This is a genomic window from Sporolactobacillus caesalpiniae, assembly GCF_040513385.1.
Lineage (GTDB): Bacteria > Bacillota > Bacilli > Bacillales > Sporolactobacillaceae > Sporolactobacillus.
This window is the reverse complement of sequence record NZ_JBEVCB010000003.1, coordinates 358,729-376,864: the sequence shown is the minus strand read 5'-3', so window position 1 is coordinate 376,864 and position 18,136 is coordinate 358,729. Positions and strand designations below refer to the sequence as shown.

The following is an 18,136-nucleotide window of genomic DNA, read 5'->3' as shown; positions in this document are numbered from 1 at the left end:
AATTCGTATAGGAACAAGAGATTGTGCATCCATCTCCTCATTCGTAATGAAATTGTAATACGTTTTTAACAAAAACATAATATTTTTTGCCTGTGATCATTTTATCGCGGATCGCGAGAAATAACCACCGTTTTTCTAATAATATTTTTTTCAATTTATTTCATTATGAAATAAATAATGCTGTCTTTGTATTTATTAAAGTGCGAAAAAAATATACCAAATATATCTGTACACTTTTTGAACAAATAAGTTGATGTGTTTTATTTTTTCGTAGAAGAAAAACCAGGCAAAGAGCGCACGATCCTTGCTTCCACAGGATGTGATGACTTTCGCGTTGCTTGCAGGACGTACTTTCACATTAAGTAACGTGATCGAAATAAAATAAGCGGAGATTTTCCGGTTATATGCATCCTGGCGCTTGTTTCACAGGTACATAAGGGTAATTTTTCCGCTTATGCAAAGAAAAGCCCTCCATTTTCACGTTTTTCGATTCGATAAGCGGAATTTCTCCGTCTATTTAAGCAATTTTTTCATTCATTTTCTAATTAAGCGGAATTTTTCCGTTTATTTCTCAGATTGGGCGCTTACCTGATCGTCCAGCCCAACCGAATCTTATAAGCTTATCGTCGTACCTGTCTGTGTAAAAAACTGGACTCCACCTAGAGCCTGGTCCTTACTTTCACAGGATGCGACTTCAAATCATCAACCCTATGCCTAATTGTCACTTCAGCTGCTCGCTTGCCTCGGGCGATCCGGAAGCCTAAGGACACACTTCCGCAGGACACGGTGGCTTCGACGTTGCTCATAGGATGTGAGTGCCGTTAATCGGAGTTTCCACTATTTTTCGGATCGCTTACACAATATTCCGCTCAATTTAACATTTTCTTATAGTAACAAAAAAGACCTATCCCAATCTTTACGGGATAAGTCTTCTTTGATTTATAGCTCTTATGCTTCTGGAACTGAATCGTCAATCGCTGCTGTAGCTATGCGAAGCTCTGAACGCTTCAGTTTCAGCAATGCCTCTGCATAGCCGTCGGAAGTCTCATGAAGTGTGCTGAGCTGTCTTTCAGCCTCAGCCTTTGCCTTCTTGGCACGTTCTACATCAATGTCGGCTCTTTTTTCTGCAGCTTCCGACAAAATGGTAATCGTACTGCGGCTCACCTGGATGAAGCCGCCGTGAACAGCCACATAGTCGACAATTTTCTCGTCTTCATGCTTCAACCGGACAAGTGCGATTTCAAGTGGAGCGACAATCGGCAAGTGATGCGGCAAAATACCTAGCTCACCGCTTTTGGAACGCACACATACCATATGGACGTCTCCCTCGTACACCTTGCCCGCAGGTGTGACGATATCCGTATGCACCGTACTCATCAGCCAGCCCCCCTCATTAGGTCCAAGCGTTTCATCTCGCTCCGCCAATTAAACCAGTTGCTTTGCTCTTTCCAAAACATCTTCAATGGTTCCTGTGTTTCGGAATGCTTCTTCTGGAATATCGTCATAGTTACCGTCAAGAATTCCTTTGAATCCCTTAATCGTTTCTTCAACAGTAACATAGGAACCTGAAACACCGGTAAATTGTTCGGCAACGTGAAAGTTCTGACCTAGGAAGAACTGGATCCGGCGTGCACGGCTTACCGTTAGTTTATCATCATCAGAGAGTTCATCCATACCAAGAATAGCAATGATATCCTGCAATTCGCGGTATTTTTGAAGTGTCATCTGAACACGTTCAGCGACTTCGTAATGTTCTTCACCAACGATATCCGGTGACAGCGCTCGTGATGTGGAAGCAAGCGGATCCACAGCCGGATAAATACCGATCTGTGTCAACGAACGTTCAAGGTTTGTTGTCGCATCCAAGTGAGAGAATGTTGTGGCCGGAGCCGGGTCGGTATAGTCGTCGGCAGGCACATACACAGCCTGAATGGATGTTACGGAACCTTTTTTCGTTGATGTGATTCGTTCCTGCAAACGCCCCATTTCCGTTGCCAGCGTCGGCTGATAACCAACGGCGGAAGGCAAACGTCCAAGCAGCGCGGAAACTTCCGAGCCTGCCTGGGTGAATCGGAAAATGTTGTCAATAAACAGCAGTACGTCCTGACCATCGACATCACGGAAGTATTCAGCCATCGTCAATCCGGAAAGTGCGACACGCATACGCGCACCCGGCGGCTCGTTCATTTGGCCGAACACCATTGCAGTCTTTTTAATAACTCCTGAATCCGTCATTTCATAATAAAGGTCGTTACCTTCACGTGTTCGCTCACCGACACCGGCAAAAACGGACACACCGCCATGTTCTTCAGCAATGTTGTGAATCAATTCCTGAATAAGTACCGTTTTACCAACCCCGGCACCACCGAACAGGCCGATTTTTCCACCTTTGATATATGGTGTCAAGAGATCAATGACCTTAATTCCTGTTTCAAGAACCTCCGTTTTCGTAGACAATTCAGCGAATTTTGGCGGCTGTCTATGGATCGCGTGTTTCTCAACATCCGGAGCAATCGCTTTTCCATCAATGGCTTCACCAAGGACATTAAAGACACGTCCCAGCGTCACATCACCAACCGGAACAGAGATTGGCGCGCCTGTATCAACTACTTCCAGTCCTCTGACAAGTCCGTCACTAGAATCCATGGCGATTGTTCGCACAGAATCGTCACCGAGGTGAAGTGCGACCTCGAGCGTGAGATGAATGTCAGTTTCATTGGAGGACTGCGCTTTATAATTTATGGTGAGAGCGTTATAGATATCAGGAAGATGACCGCGTTCAAATTTAACATCGACAACGGCGCCCATGACCTGAGTCACATACCCTTTGTTCATGAAACTACCTCCTTCAGCTAGGTTTTCAAAAAGTCCGGAAAAAGGATTCGCGGTTCCTCTGCTAACAGTGAAAAGGATCTTTCGGTAAAAACATGCACATTCCTGTGCATAACGCGAAAGTCTCCGCTTCCTGGAAGTACGTCTGCACAACACAGAAGTCACCGCATCCTGCGGAAGTTCAGCGTCAGCTAGTTTTTCCGCTCTTTTGTCCTCCTTTTTGAAACAATAAACATTTCTTACAGTCGGTTATTCGAGAGCGGCCGCACCGCCGACAATTTCAGTAATTTCCTGAGTAATAGCGGCCTGACGCGCACGGTTGTAGGACAGAGACAAGTGATCGATGATATCACTCGCATTGTCCGAAGCGCTTCTCATCGCAGACATTCGTGCTGCTTGTTCTGCGGCTTTTGCATCAAGTAACGCACCATAGATTTGTCCTTCTGCGTACAGCGGCAGTAGCGTCTCAAGCACTTCATCTTCATCTGGTTCATAAACGTAATTGACCTTTGCTGCTGATTCGCTTTCAAGATCCTTCAACGGCAGCAGCTGTTTGTCAACCAAGGTTTGAGAGATCGCATTAACGAAGTGATTATAGATCAGATGTAATTCATCAAACTTCTTGGTATCGAACAGTGCAAGAATCTGCTTAGCAAAGTCCAATACATCGTCAAAAGAAAGGTCATCCGGAATATCCGTTTTGCTCAAAGTTACAGGATAGCCACGCTTTTCAAAAAAATTCAATCCAACTTTTCCGGTCACGATGATCACGTATTGATCTTTGGACGCGTGCTTTTCTCGGATTAAATTCTGCGTGTACTTCAACACGGTGCTGTCATAGGCACCTGCTAAGCCTCGGTTTTCCGTAACCACCAGATATGCGGTCTTCTTTACCGGTCTCGAAGCCAGCATCGGATGTTTGCTGCTTGATCCTGTTGATGAGGTGCTCGCGATACTTGCCACAACTTCGCGCAGTTTATCAGCGTAAGCTGAATAATTCTCCGCGGTTGCCTGTGCACGATTCAGTTTCGCTGCTGCAACCATTTGCATCGCTTTGGTAATTTTGCGCATCTGTTTCGTAGATGCGATTTTTTCCTTTATGTCACGCATTGAAGGCATGTTCGTTCACCACCCTTGAAAGCCTGTCTGATCTTAATTATGTACTTCATAACCAATCAGATCGGGCAAATCTTAAGAAGAATGTGCATTCTTTCAAGCACCGTTTATTCGATCACTGTGACTTACTCAGCCTTTGATGAAGGAGCAAAAGTTTTTTTGAATGCGCTGATTGCTGCTGCAAACGTTGCATCATCCGGCAGTTGTTTCGTCGTGCGGATATTATTAAGAATGCCATCACCATTTTGTTCAAGGTAAGCAAGCAATTCTTTTTCAAAACGTTTCACGTCTACTAGTGCAATATCATCAATATAGCCCTTCGTCAATGCGTAAAGAATAGCTACTTGTTTTTCAACCGGATACGGTTTGTGAAGATCCTGTTTCAGGATTTCAACCGTCCGAGCTCCTCTATCCAATTTCGCTCTCGTCGCCTTATCAAGATCTGAGCCGAATTGCGAGAATGCTTCCAACTCACGGTAGGACGCCAAATCGAGTTTCAGTGTTCCGGCAACCTTCTTCATCGCTTTGATCTGAGCGGCACCACCAACACGGGATACAGAAGTACCAGCGTCAACGGCAGGGCGAATACCTGAATAGAAAAGATTCGATTCAAGGAAGATCTGACCATCAGTAATGGAAATAACGTTGGTTGGGATGTACGCTGAAATATCCCCGGCCTGCGTTTCAATGATAGGCAGCGCGGTAATTGATCCGCCGCCTAATTCATCACTCAGTTTAGCCGCACGTTCCAGCAATCTCGAGTGCAAGTAGAAAACGTCGCCCGGGAATGCTTCACGACCCGGCGGACGGCGAAGCAGCAAGGAAAGTTCGCGGTATGCCGCCGCCTGTTTGGACAAATCATCATAAATAATCAACACGTGTTTGCCGTTGTACATGAACTCTTCGCCCATTGTAACGCCGGCATATGGAGCCAAATAGAGCAATGGTGCCGGTTCGGATGCTCCGGCAGAGACGACAATCGTCTTATCCATACATCCGTATTCTTTTAAGGTGTTTACAACACCTGCAACCGTTGACTCTTTTTGACCAATAGCAACGTAAATACTGATGACGTCCTGATCTTTTTGATTAATAATCGTATCAATCGCGATCGCTGTTTTACCGGTTTGACGGTCGCCAATGATCAATTCACGTTGGCCGCGGCCAATCGGAATCATTGCGTCAATCGCTTTAATACCGGTTTGCATTGGTTCGAACACTGATTTTCGATCCATAACGCCCGGCGCTTTCTTTTCAACCGGACGCGACTTATCCGTTACAATTGGTCCCTTTCCGTCAATCGGCTGACCCAGCGGATTGACGACACGGCCAAGCAGCGCTTCGCCAACAGGCACTTGCATGATACGTCCTGTACGTTTTACAGCGTCTCCTTCATGGATATCTGTAAAAGGGCCGAGAATAACGATACCGACATTGTCCTCTTCAAGGTTTTGAGCCATGCCAAGGACGCCGCCTGAAAATTCGACAAGCTCGCCCGACATGACACTGTCAAGGCCGTGGACGCGGGCGATTCCGTCGCCGACAGTGATGACACTGCCAACTTCGCTCACTTCAACGGTGGATTGATAATTTTCAATCTGCTGTTTGATCAATGAGCTGATTTCTTCCGCTTTAATGCTCACGATATTTTCACCCCTGTCTCCCTACTTTAATCTCCTGTTTGAAGCCTGCCAGCTTGCCGGCAATCGACCCATCAAAAAGACGGTCGCCGATGCGAAGCAGGATGCCTCCAATGATTGCCTTGTCAACTTTAACGTGGATGCTCAACTTTTTGCCGAGTGCTTTGCCCAACCGTTGAGCAAGTTCTTGCTTCTCTTGCTCTTCTAGGGCAACGGCAGTCGTAACAATGACGTCAAGTATGCCGCGTTTTTCGTTTGCCATATGTGTGAATGCTTCAAGCACTTCATCAAGTATAGCTTCGCGTTTGCGGTCGATGAGCAGTCTCAGCAGATTCAGGACTTCAACACCTGCTTGATGTTCAAACAGCTTGTTCACAAGTTCTTTTTTATTTTCACCACTGACCTGAGGATGCATCAGAACTTGGCGCAGATTTTCGTGCTCATAAAGGCTCTCTGCTACGATGTGCAATTGAGATTCAATGGTGTCAATGGCATCACGCTCTTCCGCAACTTCAAAAAGCGCACGAGCATAACGGTTCGCTACGATTTCGCTCATCGTTGATTCCCCACTTGTTTGATCAACTGGTCAATCTCTTTAGAATAATCGTCCGGATTGATTTCTTTTTCAAGCACTTTAGATGCGAGCAGAACCGACAAGTCGGCGACTTCATCGCGGATTGCGGCAATCGCCTTTTCTTTCTCAAGGCCAATTTCTTCATTCGCATCTTTAATCATCAGATCCGAACGGTTCTTTGCTGCTTCAAGAATAGCTTTTGCCTCAGCATTAGCCTGGCTTTTCGCCTGTTCAAGAATGCTATGGGCTTCATTGCGAATCCGTTCGATTTCCGATTTCTGTTCAGCCAAATAGGATTCCGCATTCTGACTTTTCTTTTCAGCGTCGTCAATTTGACTGTTAATGTATTTTTTTCGTTTTTCCATGATCGCAATAACCGGTCGTACACCGACAAATGCGACGAAAATCATCAACAATATGAAGACGACTAATTGGAAAATAATATTTCCTAAAGAAAATGACAGCACAGCTCTTGCCACTCCTTTCAATCTACAGATTTTCTCGCTGATTTCTACCGCAAAAGAGTGGCAGAATTACCCGATAATACCGAAGAGCACCAAGATGCCAAACGCGATTGAAATGACAGGTAATGCTTCTACAAGACCAAGAGCGATCATTGATTGTCCGAATAAAGTACCCTGAGCTTCCGGTTGACGGGCAATGCCAGACAAATAACTGCTGAAAAGAACACCGTTGCCAATACCTGCTGCAAGCGCACCAAATGCGATCATGATACCACCCGCTAGAACTGCTAAACTCATAACAAGATTCCTCCTAGTTTGTCTATGTTTTTTTACTATCGCCTAAGCAGAGACGCCTATTCATAAATAGGCATTATTCCTCTCCCACCTTTTGAGCGATGTACACCATTGCCAGTACTGTAAAGATGTACGCCTGGATACATCCGACGAAGACGGAGAATCCCATCCAGGCAAAGAGCGGCACACCGGTGAAATAAAAGGCGCCTTCACGAAGAATGGTTATTAATACTTCACCCGCGAAAATATTCGCCCAAAGTCGTAAAGCGTGCGTTGCCGGTTTCGATACTTCGTCAATCAGGTGAATTGGAAGCATCCACCAGAACGGTTTTACATAATGCTGCAGATAACCGCGCGGACTTTTGGCAATGCCCGCAAAATGCGAGTAAAGAAAGATTGCGCCAGCCATCGCCACCGTAACATTGATGTCGGACGTTGGCGATTTGAACCAGCTGACCGAATTATCTGCCATTTTCAAGCCAGCTGTAGTGATTCCAAGTGAAGGAATCGGGCCGTTTACTGTTGACGTTACCATGACGATAACGCCAAGCAAATTGGCCACCAAGATGAAAAGAAAGGTTGTCAGCGCAAAGCTTAAATATTTGGCAGACTCTTTCTTTTCAAGCATCGTGCCTGTGATGCCACTGACGAAATCAATGATGTATTCCATCACATTCTGTCGTCCCTCGGGTCTTACGCTAAGTCGCCGAGTCAATAAAAACACAATTAACATGACGATTAACGCGGAAACCACTGATCCAATCATCAATGTGACATCAAATGTCATCCCGAGAAATTTCACTTTCGGAGTCAGTTCCATGAATCTCCCCCCCTTCATCCGAAGAAGTCATGCCATTGCCTTTCAGATAATAATAACTCATCACCGTCACAAGTGTCAGATAGCCGAATAACAATGATAGCACAAAAGATCGATAATCAATACGGGTTGGAAAACGATAAACCATCAGCGCACCAAACACAATAGTCAGTATGCGGACCGTCATATGTAATCCCGCTTGTCTGCGGGCACCTGATTGAACCCGAAGTCCGGCCATCCGTAAACGAAACGATAAATGAAAAACATTATATAAACTGATTAATCCGCCGAGGAGAAAGCCGCTGGCCAGCGCTCTCGCCGGTATCAAAAACCAGATTAACCCAAATACACAAGTGTACAGAACTGTGACAATCAATAAAACGCGTGAAAACCACTCCATGACCGGTTTCATCGCTATTCATTCCTTCATTAAGGATTTCAAAGTATAAAAACAGCTGATCAGTCCCAAAAAGAAACCGGCAACCGCACAAACGGGCAACCACAGATGCCCTGTTCCGTATCGGTTATCAAGATAATTTCCGCCAAGCGCACCGATGATGATAAAGGCAAAAATTTCAAATCCCATCGCGCTTACCGTTGCGGCGATCTGCAAAGAGTTAGGTCTTTTTTTCTGTTGCATTAGAACCCCTCCCAAAAAACAATCGTTCTCCCACAACTGTTGCACTCAGGCATATTGATGTACAGGAAAGTCCCCACCTTTATACTTTTCGAATCCAGCATACCGAAACTGTAGTCAGCCATAAATCGTTCACAAAGCAAGTTTACTACAGAAAAGGGGGATTGCCTGTACAGTCGCACTTGAAAACGTGGTCATCAAAATGATCCTTTTTAACATTTCCATGAAAACGTTCTCTTTATGCAATCATTATACAACAAAGTGTGCGATTGATCACTGCAATTGTTTGCGTCTTGTGATAAAAAATTCTAGCGCATATTTCTTTATAATAAGAATTCTAATCATTTTTCCTACCTACGGCACAGGCGAATTGTGACAAATCACCAACAATGAAAATTTTTCTCATCCTTACCGCTACGAAATGAAATGATTTTTGAACGCATTCATACTTTTTAATCCTTTTATTTCGTTCCAAATAGTCTGTCCCCGGCATCTCCCAGACCCGGTACAATATAGCCATGCTCATTTAACTTCTCATCAAGCGCAGCCAAATAGATATCGACATCAGGATGCTCCTTCTGTATTTCTTTAACACCCTCGGGGGCACCAATCAAACACATTAACTTAATATTAACCCCACCCCGCTGCTTCAGTGAAGTAATCGCTGCTGCTGCCGATCCACCGGTCGCCAGCATTGGATCGACAACAATCAAGTCGCGCTCTGAAATATCCGCAGGAAGCTTAACATAATACTCTACAGGTTTCAGTGTTTCCGGGTCGCGATAAAGACCGACATGGCCCACCTTGGCCGCCGGGATCAAATTCAACACGCCATTGACCATACCCAGTCCGGCGCGAAGGATTGGAACAATACCCAGCTTCTTTCCGGCGATTTTATACGCCTTTGCTTTTGCGACCGGTGTCTGCACCTCAACTTCTTCCAAAGCAAGGTCACGTGTAATCTCGAAGGCCATCAATGTGGCGACTTCGTCCACCAATTCACGAAATGCTTTTGTGCCTGTTCTGTAGTCTCGTATCATCGTCACTTTATGTTGAATCAGCGGATGATTCAGTACAACTAATTTACCCATTTTGTGCCTCCATACTTTAATCACCAGAGACGGTAATTAAAAGTTCATATTAGAAAACGCAGCTCCAATCCCTTAGCGGAAGGGCAGTCGTTGCGACGGCCATGGACGGCCTAGGTCCGGTGCGCCATGCGGTGGCTTCGGCATTGCTCATAGGAAGTGAGCGCTGTTAATCGAAACCACCTTTATTTGCCGAACCGTTTAATTCATTTCCTTTAAAAATTCTATACTTCTTTACGTATAAAAAGGGAGAAATAAATTCTCCCCATGCAATCTTTTTTAATGGTTAAGCAAAAACTCCGGCACCTTCAGCATACAACGGGTATTTCGCAGTCAATTTATCAACGCGTTTCGACGCTTGATCCAGTGTCTCGTCGTTATCAGGATCCTTCAGCGCGAATGCGATAATGGACGCTGTTTCGCTCATGTCGGCTTCTTTGAATCCTCTCGTTGTTACGGCAGGTGTTCCCATTCGCACTCCACTTGTAACAAACGGTTTTTCCGGATCAAAAGGAATCGCGTTCTTGTTGGTGGTGATTCCGATAGCGTCAAGAACAGCCTCGGCTTTTTTACCGGTAATCCCCAAATTGCGCATATCCGCAAGAACAAGGTGGTTGTCTGTCCCACCTGAGACAAGATTAATTCCTTGTTCTTGGAGGGTCGTAGCGAACGCCTTGGCATTGGCGATTATTTGAGCCGCATAGTCCTTAAATTCAGGTTTGAGTGCTTCACCAAGCGCAACTGCTTTGGCTGCGATGATATGCATTAGCGGTCCGCCCTGAATTCCAGGAAAAATAGATTTATCCAGTTTTTTCGCAAATTCTTCTTTGCAGATGATCATTCCGCCGCGTGGTCCGCGCAGTGTCTTGTGCGTTGTCGTGGTGACAAAATCCGCATAAGGAACCGGGCTCGGGTGAAGTCCCGCTGCGACGAGCCCTGCGATATGCGCCATGTCTACCATCAAATAGGCGCCTACACTGTCGGCAATTTCTCGGAATTTCTTGAAGTCGATAATTCGCGGATACGCGCTTGCCCCGGCTACGATCAATTTTGGCTTATGTTCCTGAGCTTGTTTAGCCACCTCATCGTAGTCAATAGTTTGCGTATCTTTGGTCACTCCGTAATCCACAAAGTTGTAAAGCTGCCCACTGAAGTTCACCGGGCTTCCATGTGTCAAGTGTCCGCCATGAGCAAGCTTCATTCCCAGAACAGTATCTCCCGGTTTTAAAATGGTTTCATATACCGCCATATTGGCTTGAGCACCTGAATGAGGCTGAACGTTCACATGTTCACCGCCAAACAGTTTAAGCGCGCGATCTCTGGCAAGATCTTCAACGATATCGACATATTCACAGCCGCCATAATAGCGATGTCCAGGATAGCCTTCTGCATATTTATTGGTGAGAACCGAGCCTGCCGCCTCGAGTACCGCCGTGCTGACAAAATTCTCCGAGGCAATCAATTCAATTTTATTCCTTTGTCTGCCCAGTTCTTTCTCAATGGCTTCAAATACTTCAGGATCGTTCGCTTTAATACCCTTCATGAAATGCGTGCAACTCCTCTCAAGTCTAATTCAAGTAAATTTTATCACATTTTAGCGGATATAAGTGAATGTTTTCGAAACAAATGCAATCGTTAATGATGCCCATGAGTAGTTCACATATCCATTTAGATGATGCACGAAACAGGAAGAATTTATCAATTGAATTTCTTTTCACATCCGTTAAATTAGTCCATAGAATTCTTACGTATGAAACCTCCCCATCATTTTTTCTCATTTATAAGTGTCGTACTTAATCGGCATGCCCCCACTCCCCTGATCCCATTGAGCGCGAGCGGCTTAACCAAACCCGTTCATTATTGACAATCAACGAAACTACTCGTCACTCTTTTGGCTGTGTTTCTACTGCATGGCACAAAACGGAGTGTGGAAGTTCACGATTAACCGGAACCTATCTTCTCATGGAATTATAGATTGGACAAAAATGATATACTGTCAAAAGGAATGAATCAGAGGTGACTTCATGAAACGTATATACAAATGGATGATACTATCCCTAGTTGTTTTGATTACCCTCAGTATTTTACTGATTAAACCCGATCCGACGCGGAAGCATTCACAGATCAAAACGGCAAGTCATCAGCTCCTATCATCGCCCACTACTGATCGTGCACGATACAATCCGGGACAACACATTGCTTTTTCCATTCGTACAAAAGAAAAAGCGGTCCAATTGACTGTCCGTTACTATCATCTTAATAAAAAAATCGACCAACAGTCCTTTATCTACAAACAGGCTTCATCCCATTCTTGGAAATGGTTGCCACCTAATAAAGATAATCAGGGCTACTTGGCTGTCGTTGAAGCAAGAACATCGACAAAAACCCAAACAGAGACGATCGCAGTTGATATATCCAGCAATTGGCGTAAATTTCCTCGCTATGGTTTTCTGAGCGCATTTCCAACAATGTCGCAAGCTCAGATTAACCAAACCATTGCACGGTTGAACCGTTTTCATATAAACGGCCTCCAATTCTATGATTGGAGTGCGAAGCATCATCGGCCGTTAACAATCGCCAATGGAACGATTCCTAATTCATGGACAGACATTGCTAATCGTCCTATTGAGAAAAAAACGCTATTGTCCTATATTGACGCTGCTCATCAACGAGCAATGACAGCCATGTCCTATAATCTCATTTACGGTGCCTTGGCTAATTCGGAGCAGGATGGCACCGAGCGAAGCTGGTTCCTTTTTAAAGATTCAAACCACAATCAAGTGGATGTCAATCCATTACCGGACGGATGGAAAAGTGCGATCTATTTAATGAATCCGGCGAATCAAGGTTGGCAGGATTATCTCATTCATCAACAAGAGCAGGTTTACACTTATCTGCCCTTTGACGGTTGGCATGTGGATCAGCTTGGTGATCGCGGTGAGGTGTATGATAACGACGGTCATCCCGTTGCACTCGCAGACAGTCTCGGCCCTTTTCTAACGCGGGTAAAAGCAACGATACCAAACAAATCTCTTGTGATGAATGCCGTGGGTCAATTCGGACAGCCAAGTATCGCAAAAGCCCCGGTTGATTTTCTGTATACGGAGGTATGGGACAATCAGAATCCTGATTATATAGATCTAAAGAAAATCGTTGATACAAATACCCAGTTATCGTCCGAGGAAAAAAATACCGTACTTGCTGCCTATATGGACTATGATCACTCAGGAAGCTTTAATCCGGCCGGTGTTTTACTCACTGACAGTGTTATTTTCGCTTCGGGCGGTGCTCATATTGAATTGGGTGAACATATGCTTTCCAAAGAGTATTTTCCGAATCGCGATCTAACCATGAACGCTTTGCTGTCTCAAACATTGATTCGCTATTATGACTTCATGACTGCTTATGAAAATCTTTTGCGTGACGGGACACAAAACACAGGTGTTCAGGCTGATTCAAGCGAACAAATCCCGATCTCATACGAACCGAAGCAAGGTCATCTTTGGGTATTCGCTAAGAAAAAAACAACACATAAAATCATTCACTTGATCAACTTTTTAGATGCTGATTCGATGAAATGGCGTGATCGAAACGGAACACAACCAGAACCCCAAGAACGTCGTGATCTTGATTTTACGCTCTATGATTCCAAGCCGGTAAAACAGGTTTGGATGTCTTCACCAGATCTAGAAAAAGGTCAAGCAATCCCACTCTCGTTCAAACAAAAGGATGGGAAAATCCATGTGATCCTCCCCTCAATTCGTTACTGGGACATGCTTGTTCTTGACTACAAGTAAATTCTGCCACAACACGTACAGATGACAATAAAAACAAATCCCGTTCCAAATGAAGAACCCATTGGAATAGGATTTGTTTTTTAGCATTCTTTTTGCCCCATCGTTTCCTTTTCTGGATAAACTGCTCGTTCGCCGCCAATCAGCTTCGGCCTTGTTCGAGCCATGACCAGATGGGCGTTTCCGATTTCAGCAATGCGGCTGCGGACGGGGACCGCAACATGTTTGATATGCATGCCGATCAACGTGTCGCCAATGTCTATGCCGCCATCAGCCTGAATAAATTCCACAACCATCGGATGGGACATATGTTCAAAAGCATAGGCAGCCATGGATCCCCCTGCATGGCGAATCGGGCGGACTGTCACTTCCCCATAATTTTTTTGTTCCCCTAAATCTCGATCAATAACCAGCGCGCGATTTAAATGTTCGCAGCATTGAAAAGCGAAATGTGCTCCGGTTTGATCATGACATTTCCTTATCGCTGCATAAATTGAAGCTGCCGCATTCATTGAGCCCAATGTTCCAATCTTCTTTCCCTCTACCTCACTTGTGCTACAGCCAATAACCAGCAACGTTTTTTTATTAAATGGCATCACTTGTCGCAAATCTTGTAGCGCTTGACTTACTTCCGACATCAGTTGTGAATTTAATACTTCCATTATGATTCCTTCCTTATCCGTTCCATTTATCACTACACAGCTATTATAACAGGTTATACTCATGTCGCATTGGACATACATGAATTGTTATCATTCGTCATGATGATCCATTACCCGGGAAATAATCCGTCATTTCTCATGTCAAATTGTCCTTTTAGATCGAATGATGTAGCAACAACTTTAAACCCAGCACAAATAAGATGATTCCGCCAAGCGCTTCGCCATATTTGCCAAAAAATTTTCCTGTTGTCCGTCCGATATAAAAGCCTGTCCATGCCATAATCATACTCGTAAGTCCAAATAAAAAAACTGTTGCCAGTAATTTAGCACGAAAGAGCCCCATACTCAGCCCGACAGAGAAGCTGTCAATACTAACACTAAAAGCGAAGATCAGCAAGCTTGCTTCAGATGTATAACTGTTTCCCGAACGCACAGAGGAGGGACGAATCAGCGACAAAATCATTTGAAACCCGATCATTAGCAGCAGTAACCCGCCTGCCATTTCCGCGATCGTGCCAAATCTTGCAGAAAGTAAATGACCTAAAACGATACCGATTAATGGCATGAGGATATGAAACAAGCCAATCCACATGCCTGCCCAAGCCGCTCGTTTCAAACGAAACACAGTCATACCCATCCCCATGCAAACTGAAAAAGCATCCATGCCAAGGGCGATCGCCATAATTCCCATCGCCATTGCCTGATTGATCACCCCCGCTGCCACGTCCGTCGCCTCCCTCATGTCCATAGAACATTTTATGCATGTCCTTTAATAAATAGACATTGCTCAAACAGTACCTGCACATCGAAAAAAATGCTAAATGAGGGGTCTTGGATTTTTTGAGCGCATATAAAATGATCCCCGCCCCGCTCACTTCTTTTTTCATGAAGTATTCTGGTCCTTAATTAAGTAACGTGTAAAATAAGCGGAGATTTTTCGGTTAAATGCAGAATAAAGCTTGTTTCGGAGGGAGATAAGGGAGGTTTTCCGGTTATGCCAAGCAAAACCCTCTATTTTCACGTTTTTTAAGGAGATAGACGGAATTACTCCGCCTATTTAAGCTCTTTTTTCGTTCATTTTCTCATTAAGAGAATATTTTCCGTCTAATGATCAAATCGGTCGCTTAACCTGATCGCCCACCGATCCGTGCGAAACCTATTGATCCCAGCTGTGAGCATCAGCATCTTTTACTTGTAAAAAACAGCACCTCTGCTCATAACGAGCGGGAGATGCTGTCTTAAGGTCCCCTTAATGGACCACAACTTTGCTGTGTCCATTAACAGGAATCTTTACATACAGAATTTTTTGCGATCCGTCATAATAATAGCCTGTCTTTTGACCATCCAGATCTTTGAGACTGCCCACCTTAGCGTATTTTTTAAAGCCGCTAGTAACAAATCTCGGGTCTCGAGTATCATGCAGTTTTAATGTATAACTCTGAAGATCGGAATGGTATCTCGTAACCTTTTGATCCGCGCTAAATACAGTCGTACGTCCAATTTTTCCGACATTGATGTCAGTCAAATTGTACTGTCCTTTGTTGTGATTCAGCGTTTTGCCATCATCTTCGTAGAAACTATAAGATGCATGGCGATCAAGATAAGTGTCAAGCGTCAAGTTCGTCAGTTTGTTTTGCTGCGTATATTGCTGCACTTCACGCGTTGGAATGATGGAATCTTTTTTCACAAAAATTGGCATTGTATCGAGTGGCGCGTCAACGGTGATCGTTTGTCCACCTTGATACTCTTTTTGATTCCAATAATTGATCCACGTTTCACCTTTTGGCAGATATACACTGCGTGATGTCTTGCCTTGATCAACGACTGGTGCAAGAAGTAACGAGTCACCAAACATTGATTCATCATCAATGTTATATGTTCCTTGGTCATTTTGGAATTGGTAAACAAGTGGCTGTTGAACCGGCTTGCCTGTTTCCGCGGCATCATGAAATGCATTATATAGGTATGGTAAGAGTTGATAACGCATCTCGATATATTTTTTGCTAATCTGTTCCACATCAGATCCAAATGACCACGGTTCCTGATGATAATTTCGATCAGTCCATTGGTCATAGTGAATACGTGAGAATGGCAAGAATGAACCGAGTTCAATCCAGCGTGCAAAAAGTTCCGGTGTTGCCTGATTGCCAAAACCGCCAATATCATTGCCTACAAAAGCCTGACCAGACAACCCAATATTCATATTCATTGGAAGCGACATTTGCAAATGCTCCCAATCACTTAAACTATCACCAGTCCATACAGCAGCGTATCTTTGTGTCCCTGCAAACATATCGCGTGTTAACACAAATGGACGTTTATTTGAGTTTGCAGATGCCCAAGCATTATAGGTTGCTTCATCTTCCAAGTGACCATACGTATTGTGAAATGCTTCATGCAACACTTTATTTCCATTATCGTCCAAACCATAGGAATCAAGTGGCAAGGTATGGAATAAACCTTGATCATCATTAAATACAGCTGGCTCGTTCATATCATTCCAAATACCATCCACACCTTCATTGAGCAGCGTTGTGGCGATATTTGATGACCACCAGTTTCGTACAGTACTGTTTACAAAGTTAGGGAAGGCAGAGTCTCCCGGCCATACAGGTCCAATATAGGGTGTACCATCCGCCTTTTTAACAAAATACTCTTTATCCAGCCCTTCTTTATAAACGGAGTAATCATTATCTTGCTTAACACCCGGATCATTGATCGTAACCGCATGCATACCTGGAATACGCTTAATCGTATCAAACGCTTTTTTGTATGCATCGCTCCACGTGAATACTCGATAACCATTCATATAGTCAATATCGAAATTCATTGTATCAAGCGGAATTTTTTTATCACGATAAGTTTGAGCAATCGTCTCAATTTGTTCCGGTGTATACGCCCATGCACTTTGCTGCAAACCAAGTGCCCATTCCGGAGGCAGATTTATTTTACCCGTTAGTTCCGTGTACTGGTCAAGAACATGCGAAATATCCGGTCCATTCATAAAATAGTAAGTTAGCGGTCCGCCATCTGCATAGAAATAATAATAATCATCTGAATCCTTTGCCATATTGTAATAGGTACGATACGTATTATCAAAGTATATACCATAAGCATTGCCATTCTTTAAACCAATAAAGAAAGGAATCGCAGTATAAACATACTTTGTGCTGTTGTCGTATCCGTAAGAGTCAGAGTTAAAATTAGCTAAGCTCTTACCACGCTTATTTAATTGACTGCCAGTTTGTTCGCCAAATCCATAAAAATTTTCATTTTTGTCGGTTTTCTTGATAATATACGGTTTTCCGCTCTCGTAGCCTGAAGATGAACCATTCAGTGCATAGTCTTCATTGATTACGCGACCCTTCTTGTCCAAAATCTTGACACCAAAAGGTTTCTCATTAACTTCAACAGTAATCTGTTTTGTTTTTAAAGTGTAATGATCTTGTTTTTCTTGCGCTTTGAATCTCGGTGCCTCCCAAACTTTCTTGGCAATCGCCGATGAATACTTTTCAGCGGATCCATCAGGAACAACCGATACTTTGACCGTATCTTCAGATAAGAAGTGAATATATCCCGTATACTTGCCAAGATCAAATTGTGCACCATCACGAATCCGTTTCGCTTCGGTTACTTCCAGTTTTTGCAGCTTATCTTTATCAAGAGGCCGATCCGTATGAGGCTGTGCTGCAAACGCAGTTGAAAAAATTGTTGAGAACGCAATAATCAGCGCTACCAGCAATGCAACAGCGGCTTTATAGTTAACTTTATATATGGTCATTACCCATCTGCCCTTCAATAGTGTGTAATTCATTTGACGTTCATTACATTTCTCTTACTATTTGGTATAATTTAAATGTCTAATGATGACTAACGAATCATCGCATAAGTTTTCTCAGGACTTCGATGACCTTTAGCTCATTCCAATGGATGCAGTCTTTATCATAAGACTGCTTTTTATTTTGTAAAGGATCATATTTCGTCTCAATCATCACCCTCCGAATTGTTATTTTTTTCTTTTTCAGGAATAATTTTGAAAAAGAGTTCAAAGAGAGTTCTCTCGAATTCTTTTTTCCTTCCTCTACACATCAATCCATGCATCCTTTGTTCTATTCAAATGGCGTTGTTAAATCATACCGTCGTATTGGGGTACTCATTTCTGCCTGTTCGCTGAACTAACGTGTAAAAATGCGTTTTCACACAAGTCGAAAGCCATGA

16 protein-coding genes are annotated in these 18,136 nt (G+C 43.8%); 1 reads left to right on the top strand and 15 read right to left on the bottom strand.

Annotation, left to right across the window (positions count from 1 at the left end; translation table 11 throughout):
* Positions 1-948 precede the first annotated feature (948 nt).
* The 12 genes from ABWW58_RS07770 to glyA all read right to left on the bottom strand — a co-directional run bounded on the left by ABWW58_RS07770 (position 949) and on the right by glyA (position 11,005).
* A complete protein-coding gene (locus ABWW58_RS07770) occupies positions 949-1,377 on the bottom strand; it encodes a F0F1 ATP synthase subunit epsilon (protein WP_353868573.1) in 429 nt (142 codons plus the stop codon).
* A gap of 48 nt (positions 1,378-1,425) precedes the next feature.
* Positions 1,426-2,835: a F0F1 ATP synthase subunit beta gene (atpD, locus tag ABWW58_RS07765; RefSeq protein ID WP_353868572.1), complete on the bottom strand. Its 1,410-nt coding sequence runs from the start codon at positions 2,833-2,835 to the stop codon at positions 1,426-1,428.
* Positions 2,836-3,081: 246 nt separating this feature from the next.
* The gene (atpG, locus tag ABWW58_RS07760) at positions 3,082-3,951 is read right to left on the bottom strand and encodes an ATP synthase F1 subunit gamma (RefSeq protein ID WP_353868571.1); all 870 of its coding nucleotides are present in this window, start codon (positions 3,949-3,951) and stop codon (positions 3,082-3,084) included.
* Positions 3,952-4,073: 122 nt separating this feature from the next.
* Positions 4,074-5,591 (bottom strand): F0F1 ATP synthase subunit alpha, encoded by a 1,518-nt coding sequence (gene atpA / locus ABWW58_RS07755; protein ID WP_353868570.1) that lies wholly within the window; start codon positions 5,589-5,591, stop codon positions 4,074-4,076.
* Between the two features lie 7 nt (positions 5,592-5,598).
* Entirely contained in the window at positions 5,599-6,144 is a 546-nt protein-coding gene (locus ABWW58_RS07750; protein ID WP_353868569.1) for a F0F1 ATP synthase subunit delta, read from the bottom strand.
* Positions 6,141-6,629 carry a F0F1 ATP synthase subunit B gene (atpF, locus tag ABWW58_RS07745; protein WP_353868568.1) on the bottom strand — a complete coding sequence of 163 codons (489 nt, stop codon included), beginning with the start codon at positions 6,627-6,629 and terminating at the stop codon, positions 6,141-6,143. The genes ABWW58_RS07750 and atpF overlap by 4 nt, the downstream gene beginning before the upstream one ends.
* A gap of 66 nt (positions 6,630-6,695) precedes the next feature.
* Positions 6,696-6,923 (bottom strand): ATP synthase F0 subunit C, encoded by a 228-nt coding sequence (atpE, locus tag ABWW58_RS07740; RefSeq protein ID WP_093670763.1) that lies wholly within the window; start codon positions 6,921-6,923, stop codon positions 6,696-6,698.
* A 73-nt stretch (positions 6,924-6,996) separates the two neighbouring features.
* Positions 6,997-7,740, bottom strand: a complete 744-nt coding sequence (gene atpB, locus ABWW58_RS07735; protein ID WP_093670765.1) for a F0F1 ATP synthase subunit A — start codon at positions 7,738-7,740, stop codon at positions 6,997-6,999.
* Positions 7,697-8,149, bottom strand: coding sequence for an ATP synthase subunit I (locus tag ABWW58_RS07730; protein WP_093670767.1), 453 nt, complete (start codon positions 8,147-8,149; stop codon positions 7,697-7,699). Before ABWW58_RS07730 ends, atpB begins: the two co-directional genes overlap by 44 nt.
* A gap of 6 nt (positions 8,150-8,155) precedes the next feature.
* Complete coding sequence (locus ABWW58_RS07725; RefSeq protein ID WP_353868567.1) at positions 8,156-8,377, bottom strand: AtpZ/AtpI family protein; 222 nt, start codon at positions 8,375-8,377, stop codon at positions 8,156-8,158.
* 458 nt (positions 8,378-8,835) lie between these two features.
* Entirely contained in the window at positions 8,836-9,465 is a 630-nt protein-coding gene (gene upp / locus ABWW58_RS07720) for a uracil phosphoribosyltransferase (RefSeq protein ID WP_093670773.1), read from the bottom strand.
* Positions 9,466-9,748: 283 nt separating this feature from the next.
* Complete coding sequence (gene glyA, locus ABWW58_RS07715; RefSeq protein ID WP_353868566.1) at positions 9,749-11,005, bottom strand: serine hydroxymethyltransferase; 1,257 nt, start codon at positions 11,003-11,005, stop codon at positions 9,749-9,751.
* A 481-nt stretch (positions 11,006-11,486) separates the two neighbouring features.
* Here glyA and ABWW58_RS07710 point away from each other — a divergent pair, with 481 nt between their 5' ends.
* Positions 11,487-13,259 (top strand): glycoside hydrolase family 66 protein, encoded by a 1,773-nt coding sequence (locus ABWW58_RS07710; RefSeq protein ID WP_353868565.1) that lies wholly within the window; start codon positions 11,487-11,489, stop codon positions 13,257-13,259.
* Positions 13,260-13,339: 80 nt separating this feature from the next.
* Here the strand turns inward: ABWW58_RS07710 and ABWW58_RS07705 are convergent, their stop codons facing one another.
* From ABWW58_RS07705 to ABWW58_RS07695, 3 genes are all read right to left on the bottom strand, one after another.
* Positions 13,340-13,918 carry a TIGR01440 family protein gene (locus tag ABWW58_RS07705; protein WP_353868564.1) on the bottom strand — a complete coding sequence of 193 codons (579 nt, stop codon included), beginning with the start codon at positions 13,916-13,918 and terminating at the stop codon, positions 13,340-13,342.
* Between the two features lie 154 nt (positions 13,919-14,072).
* On the bottom strand, positions 14,073-14,615 hold the full coding sequence (locus tag ABWW58_RS07700; protein ID WP_445783422.1) for a manganese efflux pump MntP: 543 nt from the start codon (positions 14,613-14,615) through the stop codon (positions 14,073-14,075).
* 552 nt (positions 14,616-15,167) lie between these two features.
* The gene (locus ABWW58_RS07695; RefSeq protein WP_353868562.1) at positions 15,168-17,699 is read right to left on the bottom strand and encodes a glycoside hydrolase family 31 protein; all 2,532 of its coding nucleotides are present in this window, start codon (positions 17,697-17,699) and stop codon (positions 15,168-15,170) included.
* Positions 17,700-18,136 lie beyond the last annotated feature (437 nt).